The sequence below is a fragment of the Corallococcus exercitus genome, assembly GCF_042231735.1.
In the GTDB taxonomy this organism is placed as follows: domain Bacteria; phylum Myxococcota; class Myxococcia; order Myxococcales; family Myxococcaceae; genus Corallococcus; species Corallococcus exercitus_B.
In genome coordinates this window covers 4,691,758-4,710,326 of sequence record NZ_CP102577.1, presented here as the reverse complement: position 1 = coordinate 4,710,326, position 18,569 = coordinate 4,691,758, and the positions used below count along the sequence as shown (strand labels likewise).

The window sequence follows — 18,569 nt, the reverse complement described above, 5'->3', positions numbered from 1 at the left end:
AGCCAGGTCCGGTGGCGTGACGGCGGCGGGCACCGTCACGGCCGGCAACGTCATGGACGCTCTCTGCGTCGCGGCGCGTGTCTCCGGTTCCTCGCGGGTGGGCTTCGCCGGAGGCTCCAGCGGTGCAGGCGTCGCAGGCACTGCCTCCGTCGGACCCACGCGTGAGACAGGCCGTGACGGATTCACAGCCGCGGTCCGCCGGACAAGCCCGGGCGGCAGCGGCGCGGCCTCCGGCCTTGGCGCGGCAGGCGGCGCAGCCACCGCTTCCGTCCCGCCCCGTCGCGCGACGATGCGATCGATGAGCGCCTTGCTCGCGGCATCCAGCTTGGTGAAGCGCACCGTCATCCCGGTGCGGGCACTGCCCGCGTCCGGCTGCGCCTTGGCCACCACGCCTTCACCGCGCAACAGCCGCGTGCCGTCCGCGAGGACGAACTCGAACGCCAGCCCCGTGCCCTCCGGCTTGAGCGCCTTCGTGGCCACGAAGACCCCACCGCGCCCCACGTTCGAGCCGTACCGCTCGATGAACTCCTCCTCCGCCGTGTACGGGAGTCGGATCCGCAGGGGGAGGAGCTTGGGGGCCGGCCCGGTCATCGCAAGGGGATCCGCACGTCCCCGCCGGAGCCCCGCACCACGAGCGCCAGCCCATCGTCTTGCACGACGTCCGGCGGCACCTCGAACAGCAGCACCACCTCCGTGCGCTGCTCGGGCGCCCACGTGGTGGGCAGGGGCTTCGTGCCGGCCACCGCCTGCGCGTCACGCGCCAGCGGATACGTCTGCCCCTTCGCGTCCGTCACCTTCGCGCCGTCCAACGTCAGCGGCGCGGGCATCCCGCCCACGTTCTGGGTGATGAGCTCCACGCGCAGGAACAGGTCCTCCGTCGTGAGTCCCAGCCCCACCTTGCCGGAGCCGCCCCTCACCGAGTGCGAGGCCTCCAGCCCCGTCACCTTCATCGCCACCGTGTCCACGTGCACGGTGTCGTTGCGCTCGGGCAGCCGCAGCTTGCGCGGCCCGGAGTCGCCCTGACCCGCGGCGAGGCCCGCGAGCTTCGATTCCTCCGGCTCGCGCTGGGGAGGCTGCGGACGCGTGGCCACGGCGCCGCCCTGCTTCACCCGGTCCGCCTCCGCGCGCAGCTTCTGGAGCGTGCGCGCTTCGGCCTCCTGGCCGCCTTCGGGCGTGGAGGCGTCCTTCGTGCAGCCCCCCAGGAGGAGGGCCGCCGTCAGGAACGCCACGGGGCGGGATGAAGCGCGGGGACTCACGCCGGGCTCGCGCCCTTCACCAGCTCGTAGAGCTTCTCGAGCGCCACGGGCAGCTTGTCCGCGTCCGGGCCACCGGCCTGCGCCATGTCCGGCTTGCCGCCGCCCTTGCCGCCCACTTCCTTGGCCATCTCGCGCACCAGGTTGCCGGCGCTGATGCCCTTGGCGACGAGGTCCTTCGTGGCCGCCACCAGGATGACCGCGCGGCCGTCCTTCTCACCGCCAATGGCGATGATGCCGGAGCCGATGCGGTCGCGCAGCTGATCCGCCATGCCGCGGAACACCTTGTCGTCGGCCGGGTCCACGCGCGTGGCCAGCACCTTCATGCCGTTGACCTCGCGCGCCTGGTCCATGAGGTCCTTCTGCGAGGCCGACTGGGCCTTCACCGAGACCTCCTCCACCTTGCGCTCCAGCTCCTTCACGCGCTTCTGGGTGGCCTCCACGCGGGTGGCGACCTCCTTCGGGTTCGTGCGGAGCAGCGCCGCGACCTTCTTGAGCTCGTGCTCCTGCTCGCGCACGAACTGGAGCGCGCCCACGCCCGTCACGGCCACGATGCGCCGCACGCCGGAAGCGACGCCGCTCTCGCTCGTCACCTTGAACAGGCCGATGTCGCCGCTGCGCTTCACGTGCGTGCCGCCGCAGAGCTCCGTGGACTCCGGGTGCACGGTGACGACGCGCACGGTCTCGCCGTACTTCTCACCGAACATGGCCACGGCGCCGGACTTCTTCGCGTCGTCGATGTTCATGACGCGCGTCTGCGCGTCCGCGTTGTCACGCACCCAGGTGTTGACCAGGTCCTCCACCTGCTCCAGCTGTTCCTGGGTGGCGGGGGAGAAGTGCGAGAAGTCGAAGCGCAGGAAGTCCGGCGCGACGACGGAGCCCGCCTGCTTCACGTGCTCGCCGAGCACGCGCTTGAGCGCCTTGTGCAGCAGGTGCGTGGCGGAGTGGTTCGCGCGGATGGACTTGCGGCGCTCCACGTCCACGGACGTCTGCACCATGTCGCCGACCTTCAGCGTGCCTTCCTTCACCTCCACGCTGTGGACGATGAGGCCCTGCACCGGGCGCTGCGCGTCCTTCACCTGCGCCACGGTCTTGCCGCCGTGCGCGACGATGCGGCCGGTGTCGCCCAGCTGGCCGCCGGACTCGCCGTAGAAGGGCGTGCGGTCCAGCACCACGTCCACCGTGGCGCCCGCGGAGACCTGCGGCACCTCCACGCCGTCCTGCACGAGCGCGATGACGCTGCCCTCGCCCTCGTGGCCCTCGCCCTCGTAGCCCAGGAACTGGGTGGGGGCGGTACGCGACAGCACGGTCTGGAAGATGTCCGTGGTGGACTTCTTGCTCTTGACGAAGTCGTCCTGCTCGTCGGCTTCCTTCTCCTTGAGCTTGTTGAAGCCCTCCAGGTCCACGTCGTAGCCGCGCTCGCGCGCGATGATCTGCGTGAGGTCCCAGGGGAAGCCGTAGGTGCCGTGCAGCAGGAAGACGACGTCGCCGGAGAGCAGCTTGCCGCCGGAGGCCTGGAGCTTGGCCAGCTCCTCGTCCATCAACTTCAGACCGCGGTCGAGCGTGCGGCGGAAGCCCTCCTCCTCGTGCTTGGCGACTTCGAGGATGAAGGTGCGGCCGTCGCGCAGCTCGGGGAACGCGTCGCCCATGAGCTCGATGACGCGGTCCACGACCTTGAAGAAGAAGGGCTCCTTGATGCCCAGCTGCGTGTCACCGTGGCGGATGGCCCGGCGCATGATGCGGCGCAGGACGTAGCCGCGGGCCACGTTGGAGGGCTGGACGCCGTCGGCCACGAGGAACGCGGTGGCGCGGGCGTGGTCGGCGACCACGCGCTGGGACGCGCCGGTCTCCTGCGTGTACGGCTTGCCGCACAGCTGGCTGACGGTGGCGAGGATGCCCTGGAACAGGTCGGTGTCGTAGTTGGAGCGCTTGCCCTGGACGACGGACGCGATGCGCTCCAGGCCGGCGCCGGTGTCGATGGACGGCTTGGGCAGCGGGATGAGCGGCGCGTCCTTCTCCTTGCGCTCGAACTGCATGAACACGAGGTTCCAGATCTCGAGCCAGCGGTCGCAATCACACGCGACGCCCTGGCACTTGCGGCCCGCGGCCTCTTCCACACAGGGGATGTCATCGCCCTGGTGGTAGTGGATTTCGGAGCAGGGGCCGCACGGGCCGGTGTCGCCCATGGCCCAGAAGTTGTCCTTGTAGCCGAGCTTCAGGATGCGGTCGCGCGACACGCCCTGCTTCGCCCAGAGGTCGAAGGCCTCTTCGTCCCAGGGGATGTTGTTCTCGCCGTTGAACACGGTGACGGCGAGCCGGTCGATGGCCAGGCCCAGCCGCTTCGTCACGAACTCCCAGGCGAACGAGATGGCGTCGGCCTTGAAGTAGTCGCCGAAGGAGAAGTTGCCGAGCATCTCGAAGAACGTGTGGTGGCGCGCGGTGTAACCCACGTTGTCGAGGTCGTTGTGCTTGCCGCCGGCGCGCACGCACTTCTGGGACGTGGTGGCGCGGCGGTAGTCCCGCTGCTCGCGGCCGGTGAAGACGTCCTTGAACTGGACCATGCCGGCGTTGGTGAACAGCAGGGTCTGGTCGCCAACGGGCACCAGCGAGGAGGAGGCGACACGGCGGTGGGCGCGCTCCTCGAAGAACTGGAGGAACGCCTCGCGGATCTGGGAGGCGGTGAGGGCGGAAGGCATGGTGTGGGTATATGCCACAAGAGGGCCGGGCGCAGCAGTTCCTGGACGGGTCATCCCCTGGGGGACGGACCATGTAGGCAGGGCTGACGACCGGGGGGCAGGGGAGCGGCCAGGGCCCGGCCAGGTGCCCTGCTGACGACGTTGGGGCTCCAGGTTCCGGACTCAGGGTACTGGTCGCGGTAGAGATGCGGACCGATGACTTACTTTCTGAACATCGACCTGGAGCTTCGCGGCACCGCCGGTGTTCGTGAGCTGGTCCAGGCGTTGGAGCCATCCATGCTCGTGCTCCGGGTGACGGACACCGAGGCCAGCCTGGAGCACCGCGAGCAGCCGCAGACCGTGGAAGAGGGACTGCATTGGCTGGTTCAGGTGGTCGAGCGCCTTCCAGCGGAGGCTCGGAAGCATTGGGACGCTTGCGAGACCCGGACGATGGACGTGGGGATCCAGGCCGAGTCGCAGCCGACCGCGACGCTGTTTCCTGTCTCCCGCGACGCCATGGCCGCGCTGCTGCGGATTGGGGCGGAGCTGCTGTTCACGGTCTACGCCCCCAGCACTGACCGGCCTGCTACACCGTGATGCCAAGGCTGCGATGATGAACTTCCCTCACAAGGTTCTCTGCCTGGGCGGAGTCGGGCCCGTGGATGCGCTGGTAAACGCCATGCCGGTGGGCTCGTGAGCCAGAGCGCCGCCGGCTCCAGGCGCAACAGGGAGTGGGAGAGAAGCATCGCCCTCTGGCTCCTGGTCGGGTGTGCCGCGCTGATACTCCTCCTGGCCCTGGCCTTCCGGGAGCATTGGCTGCTGCTCACGCGGAACGACCTGGGCGTGCCCCGCGGCTTCTATCCGTGCTCAGTCCGCATGGCGCATGGGACTCGCACGCGGCAGTGCAACATCGGAGTGGACGGCATCATCCTGCGGGAGGAGCAGTTCGCGGATGGAACCGTCCGCCGTACCTGGTTCGCCGAGGGACGAGTGCCTTTGACCCGGTGACGCCCAGGCGCTGGACGCGGTCGCCCAGGTGGCCCGCACTCAGTGGGAGGCGCTAGCAACGCACTGCGACATGCGGCCGGGGTTCTCGGCTTCTCACGCCCTTGGAATGGGGCACGCAACTCTCGGCGCCATTTACCGACAATGTAGGCAAGCCTCCCCGCTGCTCCACTCGGCTCCCCCTCCCGAGGTCCCCTCATGGTCCAGGTCACGCGTCCTTCCAGCCTCACGCCGTCCACCCAGACGCGGGTCGCTCCGGAGGCCCCTGCCCGGGCCAACGCGGTGAAGGGCTACAACGCGGTGGTGAAGGGGGACCGCTTCACGTCGGCCACTCCGGCGGGTTCGCAGCAGGTCAATGCCCTGCGCCTTCCCATCCCGTGGCCGGGCAAGGGCGAGGCGGACAAGATCGGCTGGATCCAGAAGGCGTATCCGCCGGCGAAGGACTCCACCGCGGAGTTCATGAAGCTCAACCAGGCCGTGCGCGCGGGCCAGAACGTGATGCCTCCCGAGGCCAAGGACTGCGTGTTCCTGGCCGTGGGCGGACTGCTCTCCGAGGCGGCGCCCAAGCAGCTCTACTTCGACAAGAACCTGGACGCGCTCGAGGCGCAGGGCCTGCAAGTGGGCCGCGTGCCCGTGGACACGGACATGGGCGTGGAGCACAACGCGGCCATCGTCCGTCAGGCGGTGCTGGAGGCTTCGAAGAACGGCAAGCAGGTGGTGCTCATCGGCCACAGCAAGGGCGGCCTGGACTCCGCGGCGGCGCTGTCGATGTACCCGGAGCTCAAGGAGCACGTGCGCGCGCTGGTCACCATCCAGTCGCCGTACGGCGGCTCGCCCATGGCGCAGGACCTGCTGGACAACCCGCTGGTGCGCTACGGCGTGGGCGGCGCGGTCGAGGCGCTGGGTGGCAGCATCCAGGCGGGTGAGGACCTGACGTACGACTCGCGCAAGGAGTTCCTGAAGAAGCACCCGATGCCCGCGGGCATCCCCACCGTGTCCATGGCCTCCACCACCGCGAACCCCACGTCGCCGCTGTTCGCCATGCAGGAGTACATGCACCAGCGCTACGGCGTGAAGTCCGACGGCCTGGTGCTGCCGCAGGACGCGTTCATCCCCGGCTCCAAGTCCGTGACGCTGTCTGGCTTGGATCACCTGGACTCGACCGGCACGACGCTCAACCCGTTCAAGCCCTATCAGCCCGAGGACCTGACGCTCTCGCTGGTCGCGATGGCGCTGAAGATGCCCAAGGGCAGCTGAGTTTCACTGAAGGGATTCATGGCCGGTCCCAGGTGGAGCGTGATTGCCGTGCCTATCGCCCTGTTACTGGGCGCGCTGGGCACATGGCTGACGACAGGCTCATACGGCGAATGCGAGATCGACCAGGACTGCCATGGCGGGGGGCAGTACTGCATGGGATGGCCCAAAGGGGCATCCCCGCCATCCGAACCCTTCTGGGCTCGCTTCAAGGCCTATCGGAGCTGCGAGACCTTGTGTTCGCCTCAAGCGGTCACATGTCCCGAGGGCCTGGCGTGTCTCACTTCAGCGCACGGTGCGCCGAGCATCTGTCGGCCGTAGTGGATGGGGCGGGAGCGGCAGTGTCGCTACGCCACGTCATGCGCCCGGACCCTCGGTTTCTTGCGACCTGGAACGGGCAGCTGTTCCTAAGGAGAATGCGACCTCAATGAAGACTGTGCCAGCGTAGGGCCCTGGCTCGACTTCGGAGGCGGTTGATGACTCAGGTCCGTCTGGCGCTGGAGTACCTCGTCGTTCTCTTCGGGGTCGGCGCTTTGCTGTTGGTCGATGTCGCGTTCGCTGTCTCGCTGCTTCATGGGCAAGCGTTCATGGCGATTGCCCTGTGCGCTGGGCTCATGGCGGCGTTACCCCGTGCTCCGACAAAGAGCCGCGTGGCGAAGATGGGCGTGATCGCGGTCGCCGCAGTCGTTGTCTCCATGACCGACTGGACCGTCGAGAAGAAATTCGTGCGCATCCTCCAGACCATCGAAACCGGAATGACCGCGGAGCAGGTTCGGGAGATCATGGTCCACTTTCCCGAGGGAACCGGGTGGCCAAGGCACCCATCGGATGAGCGCCCTGCGTCAACCGGAGCGGATGACGAACTGCGAGTGCCCAACCATCTGATCTTCAGGCCGACCCGTCGGGCTGGAGACTCCAACTGGGGAATGGTGAAGCTGGGTGATGAGGGCCGGGTCGTGTCCGTAAGCTTCAGCCCGGACTGATCCTGGAGCGGACTTACGTCCCCGTCGGCGGCGCCTGCCGCTTCAGCTCCCGCGCGGGAATCCCCGCCACGGTGGCTCCCGGCGCCACGTCCTCCATCACGAGGGCGTTGGCGCCAATCTTCGCTCCGTCTCCAATCACCACCGGGCCCAGAATCTGCGCGCCCACGCCGATGTAGACGTCCCGGCCGACTCGCGGCACTCCGGCCACTCCGGGCAGGGGCTCCAGGCTCACGTTCTGGGAGATGAAGCTCTTCTCTCCAATCTCCACGCCCGGCGCGATGATGACGCCGATGCCTCCGTAGCCCAGCTCCACCGTGGGGTGCAGCACGGCGTTCGTGTCCACGTGGCTGTTGTGGATGCGGTCGCCCACCGTGGCCACCATGTTCGCGAGCCTTGGGTGCGCTTGGAGCCGCTTCGCGGCCCGGTAGAACGTCAGCGCCGTCGGACCCATCTGCCCACCATCCTCTTCGCGACCGGTGCCCAGCGGAACTTCGACCGCTGCAGCGTCTGCCCCATCCAGGTGTCCCGGTAGATGAACAGCCAGTGGTGCTGCCGCACCTGCTCCGTCCACTCGCGCTTGTAGGGGGCGTCGTCCCCCAGCAAGTCCAGCTCGCTCAAACCCCTTCCGATGCAGTCCTGGACCAGGTTCTCCGTCAAGAGATGCCCCGGGCTCACTTCCGCCAGGGCCTCGTCGTAGCCCGGCTTCATCGCCAGATAGCGGCCGCCGTACTCCAGCCCGTACTGGAACGCGATGGCCCGCCCGTCCAACCGCAGGAAATACAATCCCAGCCAGCCGCGCTCCGCCGCCGTGCGCGCGAGCCCCGTGTAGAAGCCGCGCCGGTGCTCGGCCTGCGCGATCGCCGTGCCCTCCTGGGCCTTCCAGCCGCTCTGTTCCAGTGCGAAGGCCTCCTCCAGCTTCGACCCCAGGCCCTCCACTTCGGCCACGCGCTCCACCTCCACGCGGCCCCTCTCCTCCAGGCGCCTGCGCCTGCGCCGCAGCGGCTTCGCGTTGCTCCGTCCCTTCGTCCACGCCGCCACCGTGGAAGGCAGCACCAGGTACGGCGAGCGCGCGCTCGGCCACGCGCCCCAGGGCATCCCCGCGCCCCTCGCCGCGTTCACCAGCTCCCACGCCGCGCCGCCCTCCGGCACGTCCGACAGCCGGAGCACCTCCCAGCTCGTGTCGCCCATCAGGTGCGACAGGAAGGCCACCGCGGCGCGCTTCGGCTCCTCGGCCACGAGGTCGAAGCGGCAGGAGTGCTTGTTCGTCAGCGACGACAGCTGGCGCACCGGCACTCCATACTGGTGGCCCTGCTCCTCCTTGAGGCCCAGCACCGCCACCAGCGTGCCCAGCGCGTTCCTCGCCGTGAGGATGCGCAGGGCCGCTCCTGGCGCGAAGTGCTCCAGCCAGCAGCGCACGAACTCGTGCCGGTAGAACACCTGGTCATCCACGCGCTTCACCAGCGCGTTCCACTCCGTCTCCAGCGCGTCGAAGGCCGGAAGGCTCCGGACCTCCTCCACGCACAAGGGCTCCACGCGCCTGCGCGGCGCGGGCTCCACCGCGTTCGGGCGGGGAAGGGAAGGGACGCGCTCCCCGAGCATCGCGTCCGTGATGGGGCTCTCCTCCATGTACGTCTCTCCTCGGGTCTCGCGCTCGGGGGGACTCAGGACAGCGGCTCGCCCGCGTCATCCACCGCCGACTCAGCGCCCGGGAGCTCCGGGCCCTGCTTCTTCAGCGGCTCGTCACGCAGCAGCACGGGCCCCTCGCCCTTCGTCAACGCGTTGGTGTCCATGGAGACGTGGCGCACCGGCACCGGGACCTTCGTGCTGGGGAGCTCCACGCCCGTCTTGAACACCGCCTCCGCGGGCGCCGGCAGCGGCGCCTCCTCCACCTTGGGCACGGGCGCCTCCACCTGCACCGGTGCCAGCCGCTTCGGCTGCTTCTTGAGGCCGCGGAAGAGCCAGCCGCCCTTCTGGCGCTCGTAAAGCTTGCGCGTCTCCACCGCTGCCCGCGCGTGCGACACGCGGCCCGCCTCCAGGTCCTCCAGCAACATCTCGCTCAGCCGGCGCCGTGTGACGCTGTCCAGGTAGTCGAACACCTTCTCCAGCTTGCGCACCACCACCTGCGTCGCGCCGCCCGCCGCCGTGTGCGTCAGCGCGGCAATCTTCAATTCGTGCCGCTCCCGGGCGCGCTCCGCCAGCTTGCGCAGCCGGTCCGCTTCGTCCGGCGTCGCGGCCTTGCTCACCAGCCCCGGCAGCACCGTGCGCGCGAGGCCCGCGTCCACGAAGCCCGAGTCGTCGAACGTCTCCAGCGACTCCAGCGCCCGCCGCCGCGCCTCCACCGACGTGCCCTCCAGCGCCTTGAGCGCCGTCGTCACGCGGTCCAGCGCCATCCAGCGGTACACCCAGTCCAGGCCCGTGCCCTTGATGTTCTGCGCGCCCATGATGCTCACCTGCACCCCGGGCGGCACCGCGCGGGCGCACGCGTCCACCACCTGGTCGCCCGTCGCCTGCGAGTCGGACACCGGCACCAGCTGCTCCAGCATCATGGCCTTGTAGGCTTCGCGGAACTTCGTGTGGAACGCCTTCACGCGTCCCTGCGCATCCACTTCACCCCTGGGCAGGAGCGCCTTCAGCCGCGCGTGCACCGCCATGCGCGCCAGCAGGTACAGCGCGTGCTCGCGCACCTCGTCCTTCGTCGCGGCCGTCAGCACCTCCGGCAGCGCCTGCGGCTGCGCGCGCGACGCCGGCGACAGCGCCTCGTCGATGAGCGGGCCCACCTCGCGCTCCAGCGCGCGGCGAAGCTTCTCCACGCCCACGTCGTCGTCGCCGCCCTCCAGCGCCTTGCCCACCGCCGCCGTCAGCGCCAGCGTGGCCGTGGCCTGGAGCCCCGCGCCGGCCGCGTACCGCTCCAGCCGGTCCATGAACGTGGCCGTCGTGGGGCGCGGCACCTTCAGCTTCGCCAGCTCCTTCGCGAGCCGTGCTTCCGCGCGGGCCTGGCCCTCGGGGCTCGTGACCTCCTCCGCCGCGACGACCTCCGTGCTCAGGAGGTGCCGGTCCAGCGCGTCGCGCACGTACTTCTGGAGGCCCTCCAGGTTCGTGCCGATGAGCACGTGCCGGTCCGCGGGCGCGTCCTCCACCATGATGCGCGCGAACACCTCCGAGCGGGACACGCGGTCCCAGCGGTTGTTGATGACCGTGATGACCGCGCGCTCCGGGTTCGCGTCCGGATCCACGTCCCCCAGGCCCGTGCGGATCCAGTTGTTCATGAAGCCCGTGCGCTCGTTCGCCGAGTGCCCGTTGATGAACTGGAGCTGCCGCCCGCGCACCTTCGCCGGCGGGAAGACCTTCAATACGCCGATCTCGGGCTGCACGTGCTCGGCCATCAGCGCCAGCGCGTACGGCCGCGACACGCCGAGCTGCTCGGCCAGCGTCGCCACCAGTGCCATGTTGCGCGGGTGCTCGCGGTAGGGGAACAGCGCGAGGAACTCCTCGGGGATGAGCTCCGCCTCCCACCACGCGCTGTGCAAGAGCGTCGTGTCCTTCTCCTTCGCCGCCTGCTTGAAGAGCGGCAGGAAGTGGTCCTCCGTCGTCACCACCCGGCCGTCCCTGGGCATGAAGTTGGTGATGACGGACGCGACGTTGATGCCCGCCGGGCCCTGGATGTCCTCATGGTCCGGATAGGCGTTGGTCAGCGTGGCGAAGTCGTCCTTCATCCAGTCGTTCTGGAGCAGCTCGACGAAGTTCGGCTGCAGCGCCATGCACTCCCAGAGGAAGACCTCCGTGCCCAGGCGCGCGCCCAGCTCCACCATGTCCTTCTGCTCCCAGATGGTGGCCTTGTCGTAGGGGCGGAAGATGAAGAACTCGGACGGCCCGGCGCCCGGGGCGCTGTGCACGAACATCGCCTCCGAGCCCGTCGTCTTCGCGAACACCTCGAAGCCCATGCCGGAGAAGAGCGCCGCCTTCAGGCGCTCCGTGCCGGACTTGCCGCGCGTGCCCCAGCCGCCGATGACCAGCGGAATCTTCTCCCGCGACTTGCGCACGCTCTGGCGCTTCACGTACGTGTCGCCCAGGAAGAGGGAGAAGAGCGCCGCGGTGAAGAGGCCCAGCGCCGCGATGCCGTTGCCTCCCATCCCCAGGAAGTAGCCCTCGTTCTCCATGATGCGCTCGGTGAGGAGCGCCAGGAACCCGCTCTGCAGGCCCACGAGCGCGGGCGTGTGCAGCGTGGACGGAGGCTTCGGCGCGGCCTCCGGCTCGTGGAAGAGCGTGGCGAGCGGAGCGGGGACCTGCTTGTTCTGGCCGTACGGCGTGAAGCGCACCTGGACGCCCAGGGCGCGCTCCACGTGCTCCACGAAGCGGCGGCGCTCGCGGGGCTCCTCGCCTCCCAGCGAGTCCAGCCGCAGCGTCGCGAGCCGCCGGTAGTCCTTCGACACCTTCAGGCGGTTCGTCAGCCGGCGCAGGCGCGAGGCGGGCGGCACCAGCACCGTCTCGCCGTGGCTGCTGAAGAGGTGGACCTTGCCGTCCTTCGACAGCGGCAGGTCCAGCAGGTCGTCCACGGTGGGCAGGTGGCGGCCCCAGCTGCCCTGGCTCGCCACGTGGACGCGCTCGCCGGGGACCAGCGTCTCCGTGATTTCGTCCAGGTGGCCCGGGTGCGCGCGCAGCGTGCCGGACATCACCCGGCCGGTGGTGTGCAGGAACGCCTGGCGCTTGTTCGGCGCGGGGCGGCCCAGCTCGTGCCACATGCGCCACAGGCGGCGCTCCTGCCGGTCGCCGTGCCACAGCGTCAGCGTCTTGTCCGTGCGCTCCGCGTACAGGCCGTGCCCGTCCTGCGACAGGTCCGCGAGGATGGCGCCCAGCCACGCGGGGCCCTCCGGCATCGGCGGCAGGTTCTCCGGCGCGGGCTGGAGCGGGATGCGCGTGCGGCTGCCCGGGCGGAGCTTGGAGACGCGGCCGGCGAGGAACGCCGTCCACGCCTGGCGCACCGGGTCCTTCACCCGGCGCAGCACCTGCGCGGCGGCGGCCGCTGCCTCCACCACCGGGCCCGAGGCGCCCGGCTGCGTCGTCAGCGATTCCACCGCGTCCAGCAGCGCCGCGTGCGCGGGGCCCAGGCCGGTGGCCCCCAGCGCTTCGGCCAGCGCGGCGGCGCGCTCGCACGACACGCGCAGCACGAGCGGCGCGGTGTCACGGCCGAGCACGTCCACCAGCACCTGGAGGGCCGGGCCCTTCACCTTCGGCGACGCGAGCGCCGCGTCCACCGCGGCCAGCACGGCGGCGGTGCGCACGCGCGGGCTCGGCTCCGACAGGGCCTGTCCCGCGACGGCGGGCATCGACTCCAGGCCCGCCAGACGGCGCAGCAGGGACTGGCCATCCGGACGCTGCGCGATGAGGGCGCACAGGCCCATGCGCACGTACTCGCTGGGGTCGTGGTGCGCGACCTCGGTGAGCAGCGGCATGCGGTGCTCTTCCGACAGCAGCGGCGCGCACTGCTCCAGCACCTGGCGGCGGAAGAGGAAGTCCTTCTCCGACGGGGCCTTCGCGCGCAGCCGCTGGCGCAGCAGGGCCAGGCCCGTGAGCGCGTCCACGGTGAGCAGCGCGCGCAGGGCCTCCGCCTGGAAGAACGGGCTCACGTCCTCCTGGCCCGCGAGGCTCGTCAGCGTGGGGCCCACCTCGGGCAGCGACGCGGCGACGCCCGGCACCACCTGCGCGAGCTGCCGGAAGGCCTCCAGCGCGGCGAAGCGGTTCTGCGCGCGGGGCGCGTCCACGGCGCGGTCCAAGAGCTGCCTCGCCAGCGGCACGGCGGCGGGCTGGAGCTCCTCCACGGGGGCCGTGGCCAGCACGCCCGTCAGCGCGCGCAGCGCCGTCTCTTCTTCAATCAGCAGCTTGTGACGGCGCTTCTCCTGCCGCTCGCGCAGGGCATCGAAGCCCATCCACCGGTCCAGGGCGCGCAGGTCCTCCTTGCGGTCCTTGCGGTCCTTCACCGTGGCCTTGAGGTGATCCACCAGCACCTGGCGGCGGGCGGCGTCATCCACCGCTTCGTTGTGCTGGCGGGTGAACTGGACGATCTCCGCGTGGATCGCGGCCAGCTCCGTCTCCAGGGCCTCCAGGGCCACGCCCAGCCACGGGGCCAGCCCTTCCAGGTCGGCGGGGCGGGGGCAGGTTTCCACCAGCCGCCGGGCCAGGGCCTCGACCGAGGCCCCCCGCACACGACGGTGCAGGGGGGGCAGGGCTTCCAGCAGCTGGGATTCGAGAGGTTCGTTCGCCGGGTGCATGTCGCGGCCAGAGCTATTCATCGCTTGAGAAACCTGCCCGGCCCCCCCAGGCACGCGTTCGGATCAGGACAGCTCACGGCTGCAAACGTCGTTCATCCAGCAGCTCCTCGAACTCCTCTTCGGTGGGCGTGACGTCCTGCAACCCACGTCCACCCGTCCAATCCCACCGCGCTCCGAGTGAAAAGACGTTCTGCGTGCCGTACGGGCCGGAGAGGAACGCGCGGTCTTCCGCGAAGAGCATGAGGCGGTTGCCGCCCTTGCCCATCCACACGTTCCAGTCCAGGCGGCCCGACACGCGGTGGCGCAGGTACGCGGTGGCGCGGTGATCATCCTGGAAGCGCTGCGAGGCGCCGTAGCCCAGCTCCACGCGCGTGCCCTGGAGCTTGCCGCCCAGCAGCGCCGCCCAGCTCGCGTAGGCGCCCGCGTTGTCCACCGTGTAGAAGTTGGCGTTGCTCACCGCGGACATGCCCAGCGTGGCCACGTGGTCCTGGAACGGCTGCCAGCGCAGGGACAGCCGGGGCGACAGGCGCCGCGGGTGGTCCTTGCCGTAGAGCCAGTAGACGTTCTGGTCGTAGCGGCTGGCCTCCACCGCGCTGCCGCCCTGCATGGACTCCAGGGTCAGGCCCAGGCCGGGGATGAGGCCCACGTCCGGGGACAGGCGCAGGTAGCGGTCCGCCGCGATGCGGCCCCGCGCGCTCCAGCGCATGGCGCCGTCAATGGTCTGCGTGAACACGGAGCCCTGCATGGACAGGCGCAGGTCGCCGGGCAGCTGGTTCACGTACCCGGCCACGGTGCCGCCGAGCACGGCGGTCTGGTTGAGCGGGTAGCGCGCCTCGGGCGTGAAGCGCAGCCACGCGCGGCCCGGGGACAGCTCACGGCGCAGGGACAGGCGGACCTCCAGGCCCGTCTGGAGCGGGCGGTTGAGCAGCTCGCCCTCCTCCACGTCCTCGCTGCGGTAGCCCATCTCCGCGGACACCATGCCCAGGCCGCCCGTGCGCGTCTCGGGAGGCATGCCCTCCGGCAACAGCGACAGGCTGGGCGGCAGCGCGGGCCAGGGCAGCGGCTCCAGGCCCGTGGTGCCCTGCGCCCACGACGGGGCCGCGAGGGCGCTCGGATCCGAGGCGACACCCAGTTGCACCTGCACCAGGGCTTCACCCGCGGGCGACTCCAGGCTCACGCGGTGCGGACCGCGCGAGGGCAGGAGCAGCCACGTCTCGCCCATGCGGCCCAGCGGCTGGGACGCGCCCTGGAGGCCGGGGTCGGCGTCCTCGGGCAGGCCCAGGTGCATGAGCGGACCTTCCTCCGCGCTGGAGCCGCCGGTGCCGTCGCCCGAGGGCAGCGGCGTGCTGCGCAGGAGCAGCTCGCGGCCCGACGACGGGGCCAGGGCGGAGGCGCGCACGCGCAGGGCGGTGGGGCCCAGCACGGTCATCACCACCGGCGCACCCGGACGGCTGCGCAGCAGGGACAGCGGCTGCGGGGCGGCCATGACGCGGGCGTTGGCGCTGGCTTCCTCGGACTCCACGAAGCGCACCAGGCCGGTCTGCTGCGTGTCGGCGCGCACCATCACGACTTCCACCTGGTGGCGGCCGGGGACGTCCAGGCGCGTGCCCAGGATGGCGGTCTCGCCTTCGGCGACCTTCAGCTCGCGCACCACGCGGCCATCCACGCGGAGCGCGAAGGAGCAGGTGCCGGCGGCGTCCACGCCCGGGCGCGGGGTGGTGCCGCAGAGGACCTCGGCGCCCAGGGGCCGGGGCTGCTTCACCACCAGGCTCATCACGCGCGAGGCCCCGGCGGGCAGCAGCTTCGCCTCGGACAGCTTCCACGGGGGCGCGAGCAGCGCCTTGCGCACGGACATGGCGACGTCCTCGTCATCCGTGCCGGCCTCCGACGTGGCCAGGAGCGAGCCCGCGGTCTCCTCCGCGTCGCGCAGGCCTTCCCAGCGCGTCCAGCGGCCCGCGGTGAAGCGCATGCGGCGCACGTCGGGATGATCCGCCCACGCCTGGAGCTGGCCCGCGAGCGCGGCACCGAGCGGCGCGCCGCCGTCCTTCCACGCCTGCGGCGAGTCCTGCAGCCGCTCCAGCATGCCGAGCGCTTCCAGGCCCACCTGCGGCAGGCCCGTCTCGCGGTACAGCGCGGCCATGGCCAGCGCACCCGCCGCGTCCTCACCGGAGGCCGACAGCAGCCGGGCGCGCAGGTAGCGGCCCTGAAGGCTCTTGTCGCCCGACACCGCCGCGAGCGCCGCGTCCATGTGGCCCTCGCGCACCTGGGCGCTGAGCGCGGAGAGCGTCGTGTCGCCCGCCGTCACCGGGGCATTGCCTTGCGTGTCCGGGGCACTGGTGGCCGCGAGCGTCGCTCCGTCCGTGTCCAGCGCCGGGAAGGCGGGGGACACCAGCGTGGGCTGCGTGATGGCCTGCGCGAAGCGCACCGTGCGCGGGGAGGCCTGCGTCAGGCGGTCCATCAGCGCGAGCAGGCGCCGCTGCTGCTCCGGCGTCAGCTTCGCCTGCGCGTCCAGCAGCCGGCCCACGTCCGCGCGGGCGAAGCCGTCCTCCTGCAACGAGGAGAGCAGCTCGGCGCGCGCGAGGCGCGGCTCCACCTCATCGGGCTGCGTGCGCAGCGCGCGGGAGAGCGCCTGGAGCGACTCGTACGCCGTGCCCGCGGCCTGCTGCTGCGGCGGGGCAGGGGGCTCCTCGGGCGTGGCCACCTCCGCGCGGCGCACCGCCAGCGAGACGGCGAGCTGGACCTTCGGATCCTCGGGCTCGAACCACACCTCGCGCGCCTGCGCGGGCAGCGTCACCACCGCGGACACCGGCGCGGACGACGTGCCCTTCGCGCCTTCCAGCGCGACGTGGCGCGGGCTGGCGGCCCCAGGCATCAGCACCAGGCGGCGCGGATGGCCCACGTCGGTGTTCATGCGCACCACGATGGGCTTGCCTGCTTCAGCACCCAGCGGACGGAACTGCACGCGCACGGGAGAGGGCAGCTTCGCGTCCGGCACCCGGAAGCGCACCGCCTTCTGGTCCACCTTCACCGGCCACTGCGAGCGCACGTAGCCCACTTCGCCCGGCGCGCCCTCCGCCTTCGCGGGCGCGAGCGACAGGAACGCGCGCGTGCCCTCCGCGCCCTCCAGCTTCAGGGCGTGCTCGCCCGGAGGCAGGGCGATCTCCACCGGCTCCACCGCCGACAGCGGCAGCAGCGGGAACGTGTTGTTCCCCACGCGCAGCACCGGGTTCGCCTTCGCGCCCGGCGGCGTCATCACGTAGGCGCGCAGCAGGGTGGGGGCCTCCGCGAGCCCCGTGGCCTGCACGCGCGTGGTGCCACCCGCCGCGAGCGGCCACAGCGCGCTGCCCACCATCGACGCGTCGGCCTCCAGGCCCTGGAGGTCCAGCCACTGCGAGGCCTTCACCTCGGTTCCATCTTCACGGGGCGCGGGCGCCACCTGCGACCAGCGGCTCGCGCGCCACCACGCGGCACGGTAGCCGCGGCGGATGTCCTCCGACAGCGGCTCCGCGCGCCACGCCAGCTCCAGCGCGGCCAGCTCGCGGCTGCGCAGCGGGTTGCCCAGCGGCAGGCGGGCCACCAGCTCCGACGCCTCGGCGGTGAGGAAGCCCGCGTCCGGCAGCGCGGGCGCGGTGCCCAAGAGCGCGTGCGCCACGTCCGGCTTGTTCGCGTCCAGGAGCTTCTTCGCGGTGAGCAACCGCAGGTGCCACGCGAGCGGCGACGCATCCGCGCTCTTCAGCTTCTCCACCGCGACGTCCGTATCGCCATCACCCAGGGCGGCCATCGCATGCAGGAGCGGCGACAGGCCCTCCGTCTTGATCCGTCCGTACGTGCCGCGCGCCAGGTCCGGCATCAGCGCCACCAGCCGCTGACGCAGCAGCGACGGCCGCGCGGCGGTGTCCTGCTTCACCACCTCCCACGCCTTCTCCGCCAGCTCCGTCCAGTGCGTCTGGTGCGACAGCGCCTCCGACAGCGTGGGCCGGCGCGTGGCGACGCGCGCGCGCACCATGGGCGCGGGGCCCTTCCAGCTCACGCGGTAGTTGTGCTTGCCCGGAGGCAGCGCCACGCGCATCTCCTCCACGATGCCCACGCGCTCACCCGACGCGAGCACCCGCGCGGTGCGCCCGTCCGGCAGCGCCGCGCCCTCGGGCGCCTCCGCCCACGCGGGCTGCGGCGTGAGCTGCGCCTGCGCGAGCACCCCGCCCACGCCGTAGACCTCCACCGTCGCTGCCTCGGCGGGCGCGCCATGGCCCAGCACGGCGCGCGCCTCCAGCGAGAACACGCCCGGGCCTTCCAGCTCCAGCGCCCAGACCGAGCCCTTCACGTCGGGCCGGATCCACGGCGCGTCCATCCCCTCCAGCACCACCTCCGTGCCGGTGGGACGCGGACGCTCCACGCGCACCGCCTGGCCATAGAGCGGCGATACCAGCGCCCACTCGCGCAACGCCGCGGCCTTGCGCCAGTCACGCACCGCGGTCCGGAAGGGCGAGGACGCGGGCTCGTCCTTCACGAGCTCCGCCTCCAGCGCCGCGTCCACGTCCAGCCGCGCGCGCGTGGCCGCGTCGAACGCGAGCGCCGGGCGCGGGCCCTTGCCGTCCACCCACTTGAGCAGGGCGTCGCGCATCCGCTCCTCGGTGCGCGCCGTGGACGTGTGCGTCGGGCGCTCCACCACGATGCGGGCGTTCTTCGTCGCCGTGACCCACCAGATGCTGCCGGCGCCCATGGGCTCCGCCAGGTACCAGCGGCCCGGACGCTCCGACACGCCCTCTTCCTCCACGCGCAGCTCGGGCGCTTCGTCGCCCTCCGACAGCGGCACGCGGGTGAAGCGCAGCGCTCCGGCGGGGCCGGTGACGCGCACCACGTCCAGCGGCCCCAGCCACACGGCGGCGCCCTTCCTGGCGGACACCTCCATCGCGCCCGTCACCTGGGGGACACCGGAAGGCACGTAGGGCGCGTGGCCCCGCAGGTCCTCCAGCGCCACCGGGCCCCGGATGGCGCGCGGCCGCCACGTCATGCCCTCTTCGCTGCGGGCGATGACGGACGGCTGGGAAACGGCGGGCTGCGCGATGACGGGCAGCGCCGCGAGCGCTCCCACGAGCAGGGTGTAACGGGCGCGGCGTCGAACAGGAAACATCG

Annotated in this window: 9 protein-coding genes and 1 pseudogene; 3 read left to right on the top strand and 7 right to left on the bottom strand. The window is 71.4% G+C overall.

Annotation, left to right across the window (positions count from 1 at the left end; translation table 11 throughout):
- Positions 1-297: 297 nt before the first annotated feature.
- The 3 genes and pseudogenes from NR792_RS18265 to alaS all read right to left on the bottom strand — a co-directional run.
- Positions 298-591 (bottom strand): annotated as a pseudogene (locus tag NR792_RS18265) (TIGR02266 family protein); the annotation flags it as partial.
- Positions 588-1,256: a hypothetical protein gene (locus NR792_RS18260; protein ID WP_375761294.1), complete on the bottom strand. Its 669-nt coding sequence runs from the start codon at positions 1,254-1,256 to the stop codon at positions 588-590. The gene NR792_RS18260 and the pseudogene NR792_RS18265, both read right to left, overlap by 4 nt.
- Positions 1,253-3,949: an alanine--tRNA ligase gene (alaS, locus tag NR792_RS18255; protein ID WP_375761293.1), complete on the bottom strand. Its 2,697-nt coding sequence runs from the start codon at positions 3,947-3,949 to the stop codon at positions 1,253-1,255. The genes NR792_RS18260 and alaS overlap by 4 nt, the downstream gene beginning before the upstream one ends.
- A gap of 195 nt (positions 3,950-4,144) precedes the next feature.
- Between alaS and NR792_RS18250 the strand changes: the two genes are divergently transcribed.
- From NR792_RS18250 to NR792_RS18240, 3 genes are all read left to right on the top strand, one after another.
- Complete coding sequence (locus NR792_RS18250; protein WP_375761292.1) at positions 4,145-4,525, top strand: hypothetical protein; 381 nt, start codon at positions 4,145-4,147, stop codon at positions 4,523-4,525.
- A 606-nt stretch (positions 4,526-5,131) separates the two neighbouring features.
- Positions 5,132-6,190 (top strand): esterase/lipase family protein, encoded by a 1,059-nt coding sequence (locus NR792_RS18245; RefSeq protein ID WP_375761291.1) that lies wholly within the window; start codon positions 5,132-5,134, stop codon positions 6,188-6,190.
- A gap of 473 nt (positions 6,191-6,663) precedes the next feature.
- Positions 6,664-7,170, top strand: a complete 507-nt coding sequence (locus NR792_RS18240; RefSeq protein WP_375761290.1) for a hypothetical protein — start codon at positions 6,664-6,666, stop codon at positions 7,168-7,170.
- 13 nt (positions 7,171-7,183) lie between these two features.
- On the opposite strand, the gene NR792_RS18235 is transcribed toward NR792_RS18240, so the two are convergent.
- From NR792_RS18235 to NR792_RS18220, 4 genes are read right to left on the bottom strand one after another with little or no spacing between them, the layout of a single operon-like run.
- Positions 7,184-7,621 (bottom strand): serine O-acetyltransferase, encoded by a 438-nt coding sequence (locus tag NR792_RS18235; protein WP_375761289.1) that lies wholly within the window; start codon positions 7,619-7,621, stop codon positions 7,184-7,186.
- Positions 7,603-8,796 (bottom strand): GNAT family N-acetyltransferase, encoded by a 1,194-nt coding sequence (locus tag NR792_RS18230; protein ID WP_375761288.1) that lies wholly within the window; start codon positions 8,794-8,796, stop codon positions 7,603-7,605. Before NR792_RS18230 ends, NR792_RS18235 begins: the two co-directional genes overlap by 19 nt.
- 35 nt (positions 8,797-8,831) lie before the next feature.
- Positions 8,832-13,457: a hypothetical protein gene (locus NR792_RS18225; RefSeq protein WP_375761287.1), complete on the bottom strand. Its 4,626-nt coding sequence runs from the start codon at positions 13,455-13,457 to the stop codon at positions 8,832-8,834.
- A 52-nt stretch (positions 13,458-13,509) separates the two neighbouring features.
- Positions 13,510-18,567, bottom strand: coding sequence for a hypothetical protein (locus NR792_RS18220; RefSeq protein ID WP_375761286.1), 5,058 nt, complete (start codon positions 18,565-18,567; stop codon positions 13,510-13,512).
- Between the last annotated feature and the right edge of the window lie 2 nt (positions 18,568-18,569).